Origin of the sequence: Acetobacter oryzoeni (assembly GCF_004014775.2) — a bacterium.
GTDB lineage: Bacteria > Pseudomonadota > Alphaproteobacteria > Acetobacterales > Acetobacteraceae > Acetobacter > Acetobacter oryzoeni.
Genome location: NZ_CP042808.1, coordinates 2,221,396 through 2,237,141, shown reverse-complemented (window position 1 = coordinate 2,237,141; position 15,746 = coordinate 2,221,396). Strand labels below are relative to the sequence as shown.

The 15,746-nt window shown below is 43.5% G+C and carries 11 protein-coding genes; 8 read left to right on the top strand and 3 right to left on the bottom strand.

Features of this window, described 5'->3' with window-relative positions:
* Window positions 1-49 precede the first annotated feature (49 nt).
* Entirely contained in the window at window positions 50-172 is a 123-nt protein-coding gene (locus EOV40_RS15475; protein WP_280114349.1) for a hypothetical protein, read from the bottom strand.
* Between EOV40_RS15475 and hydA the strand changes: the two genes are divergently transcribed.
* On the top strand, window positions 140-1,483 hold the full coding sequence (gene hydA / locus EOV40_RS10380; RefSeq protein WP_244297032.1) for a dihydropyrimidinase: 1,344 nt from the start codon (window positions 140-142) through the stop codon (window positions 1,481-1,483). The genes EOV40_RS15475 and hydA overlap by 33 nt on opposite strands.
* Here hydA and EOV40_RS10375 read toward each other — a convergent pair.
* Complete coding sequence (locus tag EOV40_RS10375; protein ID WP_128105903.1) at window positions 1,480-2,490, bottom strand: 2OG-Fe(II) oxygenase; 1,011 nt, start codon at window positions 2,488-2,490, stop codon at window positions 1,480-1,482. The genes hydA and EOV40_RS10375 overlap by 4 nt on opposite strands.
* A 220-nt stretch (window positions 2,491-2,710) precedes the next feature.
* Between EOV40_RS10375 and EOV40_RS10370 the strand changes: the two genes are divergently transcribed.
* The 4 genes from EOV40_RS10370 (at window position 2,711) to EOV40_RS10355 (ending at window position 9,162) form a co-directional block, all read left to right on the top strand.
* Window positions 2,711-5,128 (top strand): TonB-dependent receptor, encoded by a 2,418-nt coding sequence (locus tag EOV40_RS10370; protein WP_208729174.1) that lies wholly within the window; start codon window positions 2,711-2,713, stop codon window positions 5,126-5,128.
* 113 nt (window positions 5,129-5,241) lie between these two features.
* Entirely contained in the window at window positions 5,242-6,585 is a 1,344-nt protein-coding gene (locus tag EOV40_RS10365) for an NAD(P)-dependent oxidoreductase (RefSeq protein WP_128105902.1), read from the top strand.
* Window positions 6,586-6,600: 15 nt separating this feature from the next.
* Complete coding sequence (gene preA / locus EOV40_RS10360; RefSeq protein WP_128105901.1) at window positions 6,601-7,869, top strand: NAD-dependent dihydropyrimidine dehydrogenase subunit PreA; 1,269 nt, start codon at window positions 6,601-6,603, stop codon at window positions 7,867-7,869.
* Window positions 7,870-7,899: 30 nt separating this feature from the next.
* On the top strand, window positions 7,900-9,162 hold the full coding sequence (locus EOV40_RS10355) for a M20 family metallo-hydrolase (RefSeq protein ID WP_128105900.1): 1,263 nt from the start codon (window positions 7,900-7,902) through the stop codon (window positions 9,160-9,162).
* Between the two features lie 54 nt (window positions 9,163-9,216).
* On the opposite strand, the gene EOV40_RS10350 is transcribed toward EOV40_RS10355, so the two are convergent.
* On the bottom strand, window positions 9,217-10,626 hold the full coding sequence (locus EOV40_RS10350; RefSeq protein ID WP_128105899.1) for an aminotransferase-like domain-containing protein: 1,410 nt from the start codon (window positions 10,624-10,626) through the stop codon (window positions 9,217-9,219).
* A gap of 133 nt (window positions 10,627-10,759) precedes the next feature.
* On the opposite strand from EOV40_RS10350, the gene EOV40_RS10345 reads away from it, so the two are divergent.
* From EOV40_RS10345 to EOV40_RS10335, 3 genes are all read left to right on the top strand, one after another.
* Window positions 10,760-12,112 carry an aspartate aminotransferase family protein gene (locus EOV40_RS10345; RefSeq protein WP_128105898.1) on the top strand — a complete coding sequence of 451 codons (1,353 nt, stop codon included), beginning with the start codon at window positions 10,760-10,762 and terminating at the stop codon, window positions 12,110-12,112.
* A gap of 38 nt (window positions 12,113-12,150) precedes the next feature.
* Window positions 12,151-12,540: a tautomerase family protein gene (locus tag EOV40_RS10340; protein ID WP_128105897.1), complete on the top strand. Its 390-nt coding sequence runs from the start codon at window positions 12,151-12,153 to the stop codon at window positions 12,538-12,540.
* A 680-nt stretch (window positions 12,541-13,220) separates the two neighbouring features.
* Window positions 13,221-15,659, top strand: a complete 2,439-nt coding sequence (locus EOV40_RS10335) for a membrane-bound PQQ-dependent dehydrogenase, glucose/quinate/shikimate family (protein ID WP_128105896.1) — start codon at window positions 13,221-13,223, stop codon at window positions 15,657-15,659.
* Window positions 15,660-15,746: the final 87 nt, after the last annotated feature.

Here is a 15,746-nt window from a genome sequence, read left to right as displayed (position 1 = left end):
CAATTAGTCAGAATAACAATACGATTTCGATATGAAATGTATTTTGTTTTTAACGGTTAGAAAATAGAAAGGCAGCCACGTCATGCTCCATGTTAAAGGCGGAACGCTTGTTACGGCGGAAGGCAGTAAGCGGGCAGATATTCTGTGTGGTGCAGATGGAAAAATAGCTCATGTGGCAACAACTATAGAAACACCTACAGGGTGCGATGTTGTTGACGCAGCAGGGCTATTGGTTATGCCAGGGGGAATTGACCCGCATACCCATATGGAAATGCCTTTTATGGGTACAATTGCAAGTGATGATTTTTATACCGGAACAGCTGCGGGTTTAGCTGGTGGAACAACCAGTATTATTGATTTTGTTATTCCTGATTCCAGAACATCTTTGGTGGATGCTTGGCAAGCATGGCGGCAAAAAGCCCAGAAATCTGCGGCTGATTATGGATTCCATGTTGCGATTACGCATTGGAATGATCAAATTTACCACGATATGAAAACCCTTGTAGAAGAATGTGGGGTTAATTCATTCAAACATTTCATGGCGTATAAAAATGCATTGATGGTGGAAGATGAGGCCTTTCTACATTCAATGCGCCGTGCCGCAGAATTAGGTGCCATTTGCACTGTCCATGCTGAAAATGGAGATGCAGTTGCTTACCTGCAGCAAGATCTCTTGTCTGAAGGGCGCACAGGGCCGGAAGCGCATCCAGTATCACGCCCAGCTGCGGTAGAAGGGGAGGCTGCACATCGCGCCATTACTTTGGCGGGCTTGCTTGGAGTACCTATTTATATAGTGCATGTTTCAACGCAGGAAGGCGTGCAAGCCATTTCAGAAGCACGATTGCGAGGGCAAGAGGTATACGGTGAAGTACTGCCCCAGCATTTAGTATTTGATGAAAGTGTTTATGAGGGGTCTGATTGGTTGAAAGCAGCACAGTATGTCATGAGCCCACCTTTTAGGCCCAAACATCATCAGGCAGCGTTGTGGGGTGGTATGATGTCTGGGCAGCTACAAACAACGGCTACAGATCATTGTTGTTTTTGTGCGCCACAAAAAGAAATGGGCAAAACAGATTTTACCCGGATACCCAATGGCACGCCTGGAATTGAGGATCGGATGAGTGTTTTATGGCACTATGGTGTTAAAACAGGAAAACTGACGCCAGAACAGTTTGTGGCTTTAACATCTACAAATACAGCGCAAATTTTTAATATGTATCCACAAAAAGGAAGCTTAGCGATAGGGGCAGATGCGGATATCGTGCTGTGGGATGCCGACGCAGAACGTACAATTTCTGCACAAACACATCATCAGAATGTTGATTATAATATTTACGAAGGAATGACGGTAACAGGTGTTGCAAAGAAAACAATAAGCAAAGGCCATCTTGTCTGGGATGAAGGGGATTTACGCGCAGTGCGTGGGGCAGGGCAATATATTGCACGCCAGCCAAAACGCAGAAATGTGCGTAAACCGCTTTAACCAGATTGTAGGCGTGCAGTATTTAGAGATTCTTCGTTAAAAGCAAAGGGTAAACAGGCATAGCGTTTACCTTTTGTAACGGGCTGAACAGCATGTAAAAGCGCGCTTGAAAAAATAAGTGCTCCCCCAGCAGGCGGACAAAACCTTTGACTGGAAAATTCAGGGAAAGTCAGTTCTCCACCTTCAAAAGTATCATTCAGATTAATAGAAATAGCAAAAAGTCTATGTTTGGCACCTTCCACTGTATTGTCTCTATGTGGGGAAAAGTGCCCTTTATATGCAGCATCATAACAGCTTACAATCATACGATCCATGCCAGTGACAGTGCATTGAAAGGCTTTGCGAATTTCAGGAACAACGCGTCTGATAATACGTGCTTGCAAGCCTTTGATTAAATTTTGATTTTGTATTTTACAATCATAACGACGTTTAAAAAATGTATCTACTTTTTCTATAGTTGATCCATGTGCATTTTTTGTAAGCACACCTGAAGGTGTAGGGTTGTTATGATGGTAATAATGAATAAGGGCATGGCAAAATTCTTCCTCAAGAATGTCTGTTAACAAAAGTGCTGGAATAGGGACGTTTTGATTTGGGATTGTATTTTTTAGAAAATGTTTAATGATGTCATACGCAATAGCATGTTGCGGGAGAACTTCTTTTATTCTTAACATTGGATCTGTTATAACGCATGTAATATCTTCAATATTAATGCCGAAAATATTGTGAACATTACAGTCTAAGTCGTAAATATAATAAAAATCATCACTCTTTAATTTTTCATCCTGCGGGGATGTTGTAACAATAAAAATTTCTATGGGAACGGATTTTTTTAACTTGAGTAAATCTTTTAGCGTATCGGTTATTTTGCTTGTAAGACACATTTGCACAGCAGGCACAAACACCAGAATATTGTATTTTCCTGCGGCCATATCAAAGCTGTAATGCCCCCAGTTTGTAGAGCATTTTTGGGTAAAAGTAGGTGCAGGATCTCCAGGAAGAATCATAAGATAATCCTTATTAAATCTAATAACTTTTTAAAAACCTACCCTATATAGGGAGTGGATTTCAATCATAATTCAGTTTCGTAATAAGTGTGATGCATGAAAGACACAAAAGGGCAAAACTTAACCAAGCATTCAGATTTATGTTGCGAATCCGAAACATTAAAACATAACGTCTCTGTGTCCCCGCGATTTATCCTCTTTATCAGAGCTGAGAAAAAACATGCCTCATCCTCGTTTTTCAGTTGTTCATTTTCTCTTGGCTGGAACCATCTGTAGTTCAATTGCACTGGAGAATGCTGCATTTGGCCAGTCCATGTCACATCCTGCAAAAACGGTAAGGGCACAAACTAAAAATACGAATAAAAAAATAGCATCACCTAAAAAACTTGGTGCGGTTGAATCCAAAAGTGGTCCTGAAGAAGTCCATGTGGGTGGGCATGCATTATCTGCCCAAGGTGTGACACGTCGTGCCCCAGGGGGAGGCTTGATGCGACTGGAGACCAGAGCAGGAACCATTCAGTCTGTTACGCGCGATGCTATTGCCAAACAACCACCATCAGCTAATCCTGTTCAGGTTTTGGCGTTAACTCCCAGTGCATTTGTTACCCTGACAGAACCCTATGGTATTGCGGGTGGCAACCTGATGTTACGTGGTTTGCCGGGTGATCACGTAGGTTGGATTTATAATGGAGCTCCTGTAAATGACGTGGGAGATGGCGGATTTTACGCAAACCAAACATCTGATGGTGATAATCTAAAATCCGTTTCTTTGATGCCTGGTTCAGTCGATATTGATACGCCCAGTATTTCTGCTGCAGCGGGGAGTGCCTATGCAGAACTTATAGATCCTTCTCATAGAAGGGGAGGGTTTGTAGATTTTTCCTACGGCTCTTACAATATGCATCGCGAATTTATCCGTCTTGAAAGCGGTGATATAGGAAACAGTGGTGTAAGAGCATTCGCTTCTTTTTCTAACACAGAATCCGATAACTGGCGCGGTCCGGGAAAGTTCACGCGTAAGCATGTAGATTTCAAAATGATCAAGGAATTTACGCCAGAAAGCCGCTGGACTATTAACGCCAGTTATAACACCAATGTTCTACAGCTTGATGAAAACCCTACAAAAGAACAGTTTGGTGAATTTGGGAAAAATTACGATTATGATTCCCATTATCATTTAAATAACAAAACAAATTACTATAAGTATGGGCTTGATGCTTTCCAAAACTTGATAGCTTCAGCACCCCTATCTGTTAAGCTGGCAGAAGGCTTGCGTTTTGATGATACACCATATCTTTGGTGGGGATCTGGCACTATTGGTGGGGTAAGCACCGTTGAGGATGGTAAAACGTATTCAGGAACGCAACCTGTTGATGTAGACGTTGCAAACGGTACAAATGTCTATACGCCACTATATTTTAGTTATCATCGCACGGGCAATAATGCCAAGATGACATGGACAAAAGGCATTAACACCTTAACTTTTGGCTGGTGGTATGAATGGTCTCGTACAAACCAATCTACTCCCGTATCCTACATCAATCAGGCAGATGGTGGGCCTGCGAATATCTACGGAGATTATGGACCACATATTTATCGGACATCCGATGGAAACCGATGGTATCTGAATGACCATAATACGTTTACTCAGGTAAACATGTTGTATCTGGGTGATCGGGTGAAATTGCTACATGATAAGCTCGAATTGCAGGCGGGTATAAGGCTGGCTATGGTCAACCGTAAGGTAGACAGCTACGTGCCGAACATTCAGCAGCATCGTGGGCAGAATGTTTTTGAACCTCTTCCACAGTTTAGTGCCAGTTACAAATTTAATGATCATCATCAAATATATGTTCGCGGGGCAACAAACTTTAAAATGCCCAATAACAATACTATGTTTGAGCTGTATAATATTGATGGAAGCATGTCTACAGCACCATCAGGTAATGTAAAACCGGAATATGCTATTAATGAAGAAATAGGTTACCGCTACCATGATGATCTTCTGGTGGGAGAAATTTCTTTCTTCAACTATAATTTCACCAATAGGCAAATGGGCGTTCTGAGCTATTTTGGAAGTGCTCCGATGTCTACAACAATGAACGTAGGTAACCAGACATCTCGCGGTGTGGATATTCAAATCGGAACACGGCCTATTTTTGGACACTTCAGGCCGTATATGAGTTTTGAATATCTTGATGCAACAATGGATTCAAACATCCAATACCTTAATGACTACCTACATACAAAGGGCAAGCGTCCGGTAGGCACTCCGCATGAAATGGGTGCTTTAGGGGTTGATTGGGACAATGGGCATATTTTTGCCAATCTGAACCTTAAGTATATTGGTTCTCAGTATTCCACTTTGATGAATGATGAAAAACTGCATCCATATATTATGGATACAGTTACGCTCGGCTATAGATTTTCCAATAAATGGTATTTGCGCTCTCCTCAGATACAGTTGAATTTTCAAAACCTTGCGGGCTCACTCTATCGGAATGGGGTATACTCTATGTCTCCATTTGCGCATGCAACAACTGGCGTGTACGGCACGCAATTCGCATCAGGAACAGCACCAACCTATACCTTATCACCTGGGTTTGCCGTTTCGTTTTCAGTATCAACGGGTTTCTAATATCCCCGCGGATATTTTGAATTAAAAACTGACTAAATGGTCAGAAAAATGTTGCGGAAACGAACTTAAATAACATACCATTCTGGTATCGGGGTTGAACGGGAAATCTTCTGATGCATGTCTTGGATCTAAAAAATAGTCGCTTAACAGAGGAGGAGCTCCAGAAAAACTTTTCGGATGCTCATCCTCCTCTTACGCATGAGCAGGCTTTGGTAGAGGCAGAACGTTGTTTTTACTGCTATGATGCACCTTGCACAGAGGCCTGCCCAACAAGCATTGATATTCCTAAATTTATACACGCTATTGCTACGGGTAATATGCAAGGTTCGGCACATACTATCTTGGAATCTAATATTCTGGGGGGATCATGTGCACGTGTTTGCCCGACTGAAATCCTATGCGAACAGAAGTGTGTTCATAATGTTCGGGAAGAAGGAAAGCCCATTCGTATTGGTGCCTTGCAGCGCCATGCCACAGATTGGCAAATGGAGCATGGTGGCCAGCCATTTACTCGTAAACCTTTAACTGGTCGTAAAATTGCAATTGTAGGGGCAGGGCCTGCTGGGCTTGCATGTGCGCATCGTCTGGCCATGCACGGGCATGATGTTGTGATTTTTGATAAGCATGACCACCCAGGTGGTCTGAACGAATATGGTGTGGCCGCCTATAAGCTTGCAGATGATTTTGCGCAGAAAGAAGTAAAATTCCTTTTTGATATCGGTGGAATCTCCTTTGTTGGGGGTAAAACGTTAGGAGTGGACTTCACTCTGGGAGATCTGCAGCGAGATTACGACGCAGTGTTTCTTTCTTTAGGTTTGGCGGGAGTACGCCAGCTGGAAATGGAAGGGGAAGCGCTTGAGGGTGTTCAGGATGCCGTTTCTTTCATTAAAACATTACGATCTAATAACAAAAAGGACATTCTAGTAGGTCGGCGTGTTGTTGTGATTGGAGGAGGGAACACAGCAGTAGATGCGGCTGTTCAGGCGCGCCGGTTAGGCGCAGAGGACGTTACGCTTGTTTATCGTCGTGGTGAAGAAAACATGTCTGCCACTGTTGTAGAACGAGAATGGGCACAAACGAATGGTGTAACTGTAAGGTTGTGGTCTGCACCAACCCAGATAGTTCAGAAAGATGGTGTGCTGGCAGGTGTTGAATTTGCCAAAGGGCACGGCAATGCGGATGGAAAAGTCATATATAGCACAGAGGATACGTTTTTCATTCCTGCGGATATGCTGCTGAAAGCAGTCGGGCAAGTATTTCATCATGATCCCGTTAGTGGTGAAGACATTGAAATCTGTAATGGGCGTATCGTTGTGGATTCCTTTTATCGTACGAGCATGCAGGGTGTTTATGCAGGGGGTGATTGCACAGCGGGTGAAGACCTAACGGTGGCTGCTGTACGGGATGGCCGAGATGCAGCAGAAGCTATGAATATAGCCCTACAAAAAGACGCATGAGCAGGAGAGACGTAAATGGCTAATTTAAAAACATCTTTTGCTGGAATTAAGTCTCCCAATCCGTTCTGGTTGGCCTCAGCTCCTCCAACAGACAAGGAGTATAATGTTCGCCGTGCTTTTGAAGCTGGTTGGGGAGGAGTTGTCTGGAAAACATTGGGGGAAGATCCTCCGGTGGTCAATGTCAGCTCGCGTTACGGATCACTTGATTATAATGGCGCGAGAATGATTGGCTTAAATAATATTGAGCTTATTTCTGATCGACCATTGGCTGTAAATATTGCAGAAATTAAATCTGTTAAGAGAGATTATCCAGATCGTGCCATTATTGTCAGCTTGATGGTGCCTTGTCAGGAGGAAAAATGGAAAGCCATTTTGCCTATTGTTGAAGAAACAGGCGCTGATGGCATTGAATTGAATTTTGGTTGCCCGCATGGAATGTCAGAGCGCAATATGGGTGCGGCCGTAGGGCAAGTTCCAGAATATGTGGAAATGGTAACACGTTGGTGTAAACAAAATACACGTATGCCTGTTATTGTTAAACTTACGCCAAATATCACTAATATTCTTATGCCAGCTCGTGCGGCAAAACGCGGTGGAGCTGATGGTGTTTCTCTTATCAATACGATCCAGTCTGTTATTGGTGTAGATCTGGATGCCATGGCGCCTATGCCCGTTGTGGGTGGAAAAGGAACACATGGTGGATATTGTGGCCCAGCAGTTAAACCCATAGCTCTCCGTATGATTGGTGAGATTGCTCGAGATCCAGAAATGGCTGGTATGCCTATTTCTGGTATTGGAGGCATTGGAACATGGCGTGATGCCGCAGAATTTTTGGCAATGGGCTCAACAAGCCTTCAGGTTTGTACAGCCGCCATGCATTATGGTTTTCGTATTGTAGAGGACATGGTGGATGGATTATCTGCATGGATGGATCAAAAAGAATATGTCGATATTCCTGCTGTAAGCGGTCAGGCTATTCAAAAATTTGTTCCGTGGAACACGCTTAATCTTAAATTCAAAACCATTGCCAATATTGATCAGGATGCTTGCGTGCGTTGTGGCTTGTGCCATATCGCTTGTGAGGACACGTCACACCAGGCAATTTCTAAAACCCGAGTAGATGGTGAACGTCATTACGAAGTTATTGAGGAAGAATGTGTAGGGTGTAATCTTTGTGCACATGTGTGCCCAATTGATGATTGTATTACCATGGAACCTCAACCTGAAGAAGGTGAACTGACATGGAACCAACATCCTAATAATCCAATAAAGATTCCAGCATAATTACAATATTCTATATTCAGGAGAAAATCTGTGTCCGATTTAGCAAAAAATAGCAACCTACACATTGATGGTGCGGCCCTTTGGGCAGATCTTATGGAAACAGCACAGTTTGGCGGAACAGAAAAAGGAGGGGTACGCCGTTTAACCCTGACAAAGGAAGACAAACTGGTGCGTGACTGGTTTATGCGCACGTGCCAGAGCTTGGGTTGTGAAGTTTCTTATGATTCCATGGGTAATCTTTTTGCGCGGCGTCCAGGGCAGGACAATAATCTGCCACCTATCACCATGGGGAGTCATCTAGATACACAACCTACAGGTGGAAAATTTGATGGTATTTTAGGTGTATTAGGTGGCTTAGCCGTTTTGCGGACACTGCATCAATCCGGATATGCCACACGTCATCCTATTGAGTTGATTAATTGGACAAATGAAGAAGGTTCTCGCTTTTCTCCACCCATGATGTGTTCTGGTGTTTTCGCAGGCATCTTTACAGAAGCAGAAGTGCTTGAAAAAAGAGATCGCGCAGGTATCCGTTTTGGTGATGAGCTTGAGGCCATAGGTTATCGAGGGGAAGAGGTATGCGGGCAGCATCCAATTTCTGCTTATTTTGAACTGCATATTGAACAAGGGCCTATTTTAGAAGCAGAAGACAAAACAATTGGTATTGTAACGGGTATTCAGGGCGCCCGTTGGTATGAAGTAACCGTGCGTGGCAAGGATGCTCATGCAGGTTCTACGCCAATGACATTAAGGCATGATGCCTTGGTGGCAACTGCAGGTATGATTGAGGCCGTGAGTAAAGTTGCAAAGGCACATGGTCCAAGTGCTGTGGGAACTGTAGGGTTGATTGAGAATAGGCCCAACAGTAGCAACGTGGTGCCGGGTGAAGTTTTTTTCACAGTGGATATTCGAGATCCAGACGATGCAGTTGTTCTGCGTATGGAGAAAGAACTTAAAACACTGATGGAAAAAATTGCATCAGATAATCAGGTTACTGTTGAGATCGTGCAGATATGGGATGCCCCAGCGGTGCACTTTGATCCAGCCTGCATTGGTATGGTTGAACAGACAACGCAGGAAAAAGGTTATAGTGCACGCCGTATCGTTTCTGGGCCTGGTCATGATGCTGGTTATTTGGCCCATGTTGCGCCAACAGCAATGATTTTTGTGCCCTGTAAAGATGGGCTCAGTCATAATGAAGAAGAGAGTATTCTGGAAAAGGATGCAGAAAAAGGCGCTAATGTTCTTCTTGGTGCAATTTTAAAAGCTGATACCGAACTGAACTCTAAGTAACGGAAAACTACTTAGGAAAATAAATAAGGATGCAAGATCATACTTCTTGCATCCTTATTTATGTGAATGTGTGCGTGTAATATTTTCCAAAAACGAATATAATTTTTTATTATCCGAGAGTGTTACGTTAAAACGAAACCATTGTGATGGTTCTTGGTTGGGGCGGAATAGATAACCAGGAGCTAAAAGAATATTATTTTCAGCGGCTATTTGTGTGATTGTTAAAGGAGAAATGTCATATGCAAATCGTGCCCAGATAAATAAGCCTCCCATCGGTCTATTATAAACCTTAAGTCCAGAAGATTTGAGGGAATTTGAGACTGCCTTCTGGCTTTGAAAAAGTTGTTCACGTAAATCTGAGAGATGCGTAATATATAAACCACTTCTTAAAATATTATGTACAATCATTTCATTGATTTGTGGTGTTGTAAGACTGATTGACATTTTGTGAGAAAGAATTTTTCGGGTTATTTCAGGGGGAGCAATAATATAGCCAACCCGCAAACCTGGACCAATAGTTTTTGAAAAGCTTCCTATATGAATAACATTATTATTTTCTTGTGATAAGAAAGGTTGGCTAGTTGGTGTAAGATCAAGAAAAATATTATCTTCGATTAACGTTATACCAATTTTTTTTGAAATATCATTTATTTGACGAATATTGTCCGCAGATGTGCACGAACCAGTCGGATTATGTAAAACTGAAGTTGTAACCATAATGCGTGCTTTTGTCTGATATTGTATTTTTAGCAAGGCATCTATATCTGGTCCTTCTTTGGTGTATGGAATACCAACAGCCCGTAAATTGAGGTTTTTGAGTAAAAGGTAAAGATTACAATAGCCGGGATCATCAACTAATACGATATCTCCGGGATGTGTGCATGCTCGTAAGGAGAGTTCAAGAGCTTGACTGGCTCCGTGTGTAAGGGTGATGGCACTTTCTATTGTATGTACATTCCTGCGTTCTAAAAGGTGACGAATATCTGTTCGCAGTAATCGTAATCCAGCAGGATCTCCATACTCCATAAGAGAAGGAATAAAATTTGATTGCGTAATACATTTTAAAGATTTTTGAATAGATGATGTAAATATTTGCTGTTCGGAAAGCCAGCCACCACCTGCTTTAATGTGCGGAGATGTATCTTCATAAGCATACTGCAAAAGCCATTCAGGATTGAATGATGATTGTGTGTATGTAGATGTAACGGGGATTTTTGTGACGTAATATCCGCTGCGGTTTTTAGAATGAATATATCCTTTTTCAGATAGTTTATTGTACACATTGGCAGCTGTTACATGGCTGATAGAAAAAATATCAGCAAGTTTTCTAATGGAAGGAAGACGTTCTCCTGGAGCGATATGCCTGTGTTCAATTTCTTTTTGTATAAATTGAACAAGATGGTGTGTGAGCGTCTCTCTCTGATCTACTTTGAATTGGAACAAAGGGGGACGAGAGAAGGGCATTTTATACCTGTACAGATTCCAGATTAAATGGTGCTTCTGTACATATCATAACACATGGTATTTTGTTACGGTTATTTACTGACTTCCGTGCAAGACAGAAGTTCAAACACATCATTATGATGGAACCCATGCTATGGTAGACATGAGCAGCAATTTTGATTCTGTAAATGAAGCGCGTAAGGGCACTTACTGGCAGCCTTTTACAAGCAATAGGCTATTGCGCGCCAACCCAGAACCTCGAATGCTTACAAAAGCTGAAGGTATTTATTATACGTCTATCAACGGCACGCGTTTGCTGGATACGCTTTCAGGCCTATGGTGCACTCCTTTGGGGCATGCTCATCCACGTATTGCAGAAGCTGTTAAAACGCAGGTGGAAACGCTGGACTTTGCACCGAGTTTTCAGATGACGCATTCTGGTGCCATAAGCCTTGCTGAACGCATTGCAGAGATGGCTCCAGAAGGAATGAACCATGTGTTTTTTGCAAATTCTGGTTCAGAGTCTGTAGATACGGCTTTGAAGGTTGCCTTAGGTTTCCACCGTATTAAGGGGGAAGGTAATCGCTTTCGTATGATAGGGCGTGAGCGCGGATATCATGGGGTTGGTTTTGGGGGGATGTCTGTTGGGGGCATTGTATCCAACCGTAAGATGTTTGCGCCATGTATGATGCCGGGAGTGGACCATCTTCGGCATCCGTATGAACCAGAATATGCAGCTTTTTCACATGGTCAGCCAACATGGGGGGCTGAACGGGCTGAGGATTTGCAGCGATTGGTTGCGTTGCACGATGCCTCTACAATTGCTGCAGTTATTGTGGAACCAGTGCAAGGGTCAACTGGAGTACTGGTGCCCCCAATAGGGTATTTGGAACGTTTGCGTGAGATTTGTACGCAAAATGGTATCCTTCTTATTTTTGATGAAGTGATTACAGGGTTCGGCCGTATGGGTGCTCCGTTTGCGGCCCAGAGATTTGGTGTAAAGCCTGATATCATCACGTTTGCCAAAGCTGTTACAAACGGTGTGGTGCCGATGGGCGGGGTGATTGTTACGGATGAAATTTACAACACATTTATGACAGGTCCTGAAAGTGCCATAGAATTCTGTCATGGATATACGTATTCTGGGCATCCTTTGGCGGCAGCTGTGGGGCATGTTGTGCTCGATATTATGGAAAGTGAAGATATTTTTGCCCGTGTGCGTGAACTGGAGCCAGTTCTTGAAGAAGAAGTGCACAGTTTGAAAGATCTATCTTGTGTTTCTGATATCCGTAATATCGGTTTAACTGCTGCTGTGGATATCAAACCCATAGAAGGCAAAGCTGGCGCACGATGGTCCGCTATTTTTGAAGAAGGCCTACGTCAAGGGCTTTTGCTCCGTTGTACGGGAGATACGGTTTCTTTTGGCCCTCCTTTTGTTGCGTCAGAGCAGGAATTGCGGGGTATGATTGGCTCTTTCCGCAAAGTTCTTGAAACTGTTTGTGAGTAAACTGTTTTTTGTTCAGTTGATTTTGTAAAGGAATTGTTATGCCTCTTCTTCACTTCCATCTTGTTAAAGGCCGTAATCCAGAAGAAATTCGCACATTATTAGATGCTGCGCATGGAGCCATGCTGGCGGCCTTTAAGGTGCCAGAGCGTGATCGATATCAGATTGTTTCTGAGCACGATTCTAACCATATGGTTATTGAAGATACTGGGTTGGATATCCCGCGTACGAACAAGTTCGTGTTACTTCAGGTTACATCGCGCCCACGTTCTAAGGAGCAGTTTGCGGAGTTTTATCGTTTGCTGGCAGAAGCGCTGCAGCAGAAATGCGGCATAGAGCCTTCAGATCTCATGGTTTCTGTTGTAGAAAATTCTGCAGAACATTGGAGTTTTGGTTACGGTCGCGCCCAGTTTTTAACTGGCGAACTGTAAATTTTATTATTTCCAACATAAATTTCATGACCATGCAGTATTTATATGCATGGTCATGAAATACTTTTCTAATATGCAATAATATTTCTAATTTATATAAATAATTATATGCGTATATCGTATATAATTTTCATTATATTCATAAAGTAAATTCGGAAAATGCACTCTTTAATATTTGATGGCATGAAATATGTAGATGAGCACGTTCATGTTGACGGATTTTTGAGGCTGTATGCCTCAGATGAGGGTGTTTTCGCATATACGTATAAAAAATCAGCAAAATATACTATTTCATTAGGATATGAATGAGAGTGATGTTTTAAGAATTTTTATCAAAAGTCTGGTAGCGCGCATAAGCTTTATCCTGGAAGTCATAAATATTTGCTTTGAAATTTACAAATATTGTGCGGATTCCCAAGTCTTCCCAGCTTGACAATATCTATAATTTTCGAGACAGAGCAGCCTGTTTTTCTTTTAGTCTTACTTCGCAGGTGAGGAGCTCTTTTTATCGCGGCAGAAAAATAAGGTGTTCTGTGGTTCACTTCAGAACCGGCATGGCAAAATTTTACGGTGTAAAAAGTTTTATTACACTGTTTGCCAGAGCAAAATTTTTTCTGATTGTCAGTCATTAACCTCGTATCGGCCTATGTGCCGGACATTGATATTATTGGAGTGATAAAATGGCTGATATCCAGCCCACAGATCACCAACCACCTTTAGGTGGTATCTATCGCGCTTTTTTCTCTTTAATAAGTTTTCTTGCAGGATGTGCTCTTGTTTATGGAGGGGGGAAACTTCTTCTTTTGGGCGGATCTGCTTATTATCTCCTTGCTGGCTTGGCCTATATTGCAGCGGCTATTCTGGTCTTTCTCAAAAATCGTTTCTCTTTGTGGGTAGCTGTAGGCACATTTATTGCAACGTGCTTATGGGCTGTCTTTGATACCCCAGAATTTGGATATTGGGCCCTGCTGCCACGCTTGGTGGTTCCAGCTATTTTATTCACGTTAAATATTTGGGCTGTGGCGACCTTTTCCAATATCAGCCAATCAGTACGGCGCAAAAGCGTTTTTACAGGTTTGGGTATTGTTGGATGTTTGCTGCTTACTCTTGTTGAAGCATTTTACCCACATGGGCAGATTATTTCTCCGGAAGTAGCAGAAAAAAATCCCGAATTGGCGCAGACGGATAAAGCTGATGGGCCAGAAGATTGGGAGTTTTTTGGTAGGAATGCAGCCGGAACGCGTTACGCGCCGTATACCCAGATTACCCCGCAAAATGTTGATAAGCTGAAAGTCGCCTGGGTGTATCATACAGGTCGGCGGATACATGGTGCGGGAACAGGGGTTGATGAAAATACGCCCGAACAAATTGGGAATGTATTGTATTCCTGCACGCCAGAAAATCTTATCACGGCACTGGATGCTGATACAGGTAAACCGATCTGGAAGTTTGACCCGAAAGCTCATACTGCAGAGCACGTAACATGCCGCGGTGTTGGTTATTACGATATTGATAAAGATGTATCACTTACCGAAGCGGAAAAAACAGCTGGTTCAGCACAGATGTGCCGACAGCGTATTCTGGTTTCAACGGTAGATGCCCGTTTTATCGCGCTAGATGCACATACAGGCACACCATGCGCTGGTTTTGGTGTTGATGGTGTAGTAGACCTTAAACCTCAGATGGGGCCGGTAGAAGGGGGCAGACGTTACCATCCAACCTCTATGCCTGTTGTTATGGGGCATGTGGCTGTTATTGGTGGTTGGGTGCGTGATATCGTGCACGGTGAGCCGTCCGGGGTTGTGCGTGCATATGATGTGCGGAATGGTTCCTTGGTTTGGGCGTGGGATGTTGGCCATTCGGACAACACTGGCGCACCGCCAGAAGGCCAGACCTATACATTGGAAACGCCTAATGTGTGGACGGTCCCGACATATGATAAAGAACTTAATCTTGTGTATTTGCCTACAGGCAATGGCCCACCAGATTACTGGGGTGGGGACCGTGATGCTGTAAAAGAAAAGTTTGGTGCTGCCATTGTGGCGGTGGATGCAGCAACAGGCAAAACCAAATGGGTTTTTCAAACAGTTCATCACGATGTATGGGATTATGATCTGCCTTCTCAACCTGTGCTGTATACGGTTACAAATGCACAGGGTGAAAAAATTCCAGCACTGATCCAGACTACAAAGACCGGCCATATTTTTGTTGTGGATCGTCGAACAGGCACTCCGGTGACCGAGGTGCAGGAACGCAAGGTTGCCACGTCTCCTTCCGCACAGGGCGAGCATCTTTCTCCTACACAACCTTTTTCGGTTGGGATGCCTGTTATTGGTGCAGATCCGCTTACAGAAAGCGCTATGTGGGGTGTCAGTACGTTTGATCAGCTTTATTGCCGGATCATGTTCAAGAACTCTGTTTATGAAGGGCCGTTTACCCCGCCGGGTGAAAAACCTTACATTGAATGGCCGAGCCTTTTGGGCGGGATGAACTGGGGCGGCATCTCTATTGATGAAGCTAAGGGTGTTATGTTTGTAAATGACATGCGTATGCCCTTGCGTATGTCTTTGGTGACGCACGAAGAAGCTAAAAAATATAAATCTTCTACAGATGAAGTGCCGGGCTTTATGGGTACAATACGCCCGCAAATTGCAGGGCCTTATTCTGGTGTAAGAATTGATATTCTGCAGTCACCACTTGCAGTGCCGTGCAATACACCACCTTTTGGCACCATGAGTGCGATTGACTTGCATACCAAGAAATTGCTGTGGCAGGTGCCGATGGGCACCACGCAGGATCTGGGCCCTATGGGTATTAAAACCCATTTGCCAATTCCTATGGGTATGCCCACGCTTGGGGGGCCAACCTCCACAGCTTCTGGGTTAGTCTTTTTTGCAGGAACGCAGGATTATTATCTGCGGGCGCTTAATTCTGCCAACGGCAAGGAGGTGTGGCGTGAGCGTTTGCCAGTTGGGGCCGTGGCAGCACCACTGATCTATCGTTCACCTAAAACGGGTAAGGAATATATTGTTATTTCTGCCGGTGGTATGAGCCATTCTCCAGATGTAGGCGATTATATTATTGCCTATGCGCTGCCTGATGGTGCTGCGCAGAAATAAAGAATGACTAGAATGAGCCTAAGAAAAATCCCCACTTACGAGTGGGGATTTTTTGTGGGCAAAGAGTGAATAAGGAAAGGAGGCTAG

Excerpts from the sequence above, each read along its gene's own strand:
- EOV40_RS15475 (WP_280114349.1), bottom strand. The coding sequence starts at position 172 with ATGAGCTATTTTTCCATCTGCACCACACAGAATATCTGCCCGCTTACT.
- EOV40_RS10375 (WP_128105903.1), bottom strand. The coding sequence starts at position 2,490 with ATGATTCTTCCTGGAGATCCTGCACCTACTTTTACCCAAAAATGCTCT.
- EOV40_RS10370 (WP_208729174.1), top strand. The coding sequence starts at position 2,711 with ATGCCTCATCCTCGTTTTTCAGTTGTTCATTTTCTCTTGGCTGGAACC.
- EOV40_RS10365 (WP_128105902.1), top strand. The coding sequence starts at position 5,242 with ATGCATGTCTTGGATCTAAAAAATAGTCGCTTAACAGAGGAGGAGCTC.
- preA (WP_128105901.1), top strand. The coding sequence starts at position 6,601 with ATGGCTAATTTAAAAACATCTTTTGCTGGAATTAAGTCTCCCAATCCG.
- EOV40_RS10350 (WP_128105899.1), bottom strand. The coding sequence starts at position 10,626 with ATGCCCTTCTCTCGTCCCCCTTTGTTCCAATTCAAAGTAGATCAGAGA.
- EOV40_RS10345 (WP_128105898.1), top strand. The coding sequence starts at position 10,760 with ATGGTAGACATGAGCAGCAATTTTGATTCTGTAAATGAAGCGCGTAAG.
- EOV40_RS10340 (WP_128105897.1), top strand. The coding sequence starts at position 12,151 with ATGCCTCTTCTTCACTTCCATCTTGTTAAAGGCCGTAATCCAGAAGAA.
- EOV40_RS10335 (WP_128105896.1), top strand. The coding sequence starts at position 13,221 with ATGGCTGATATCCAGCCCACAGATCACCAACCACCTTTAGGTGGTATC.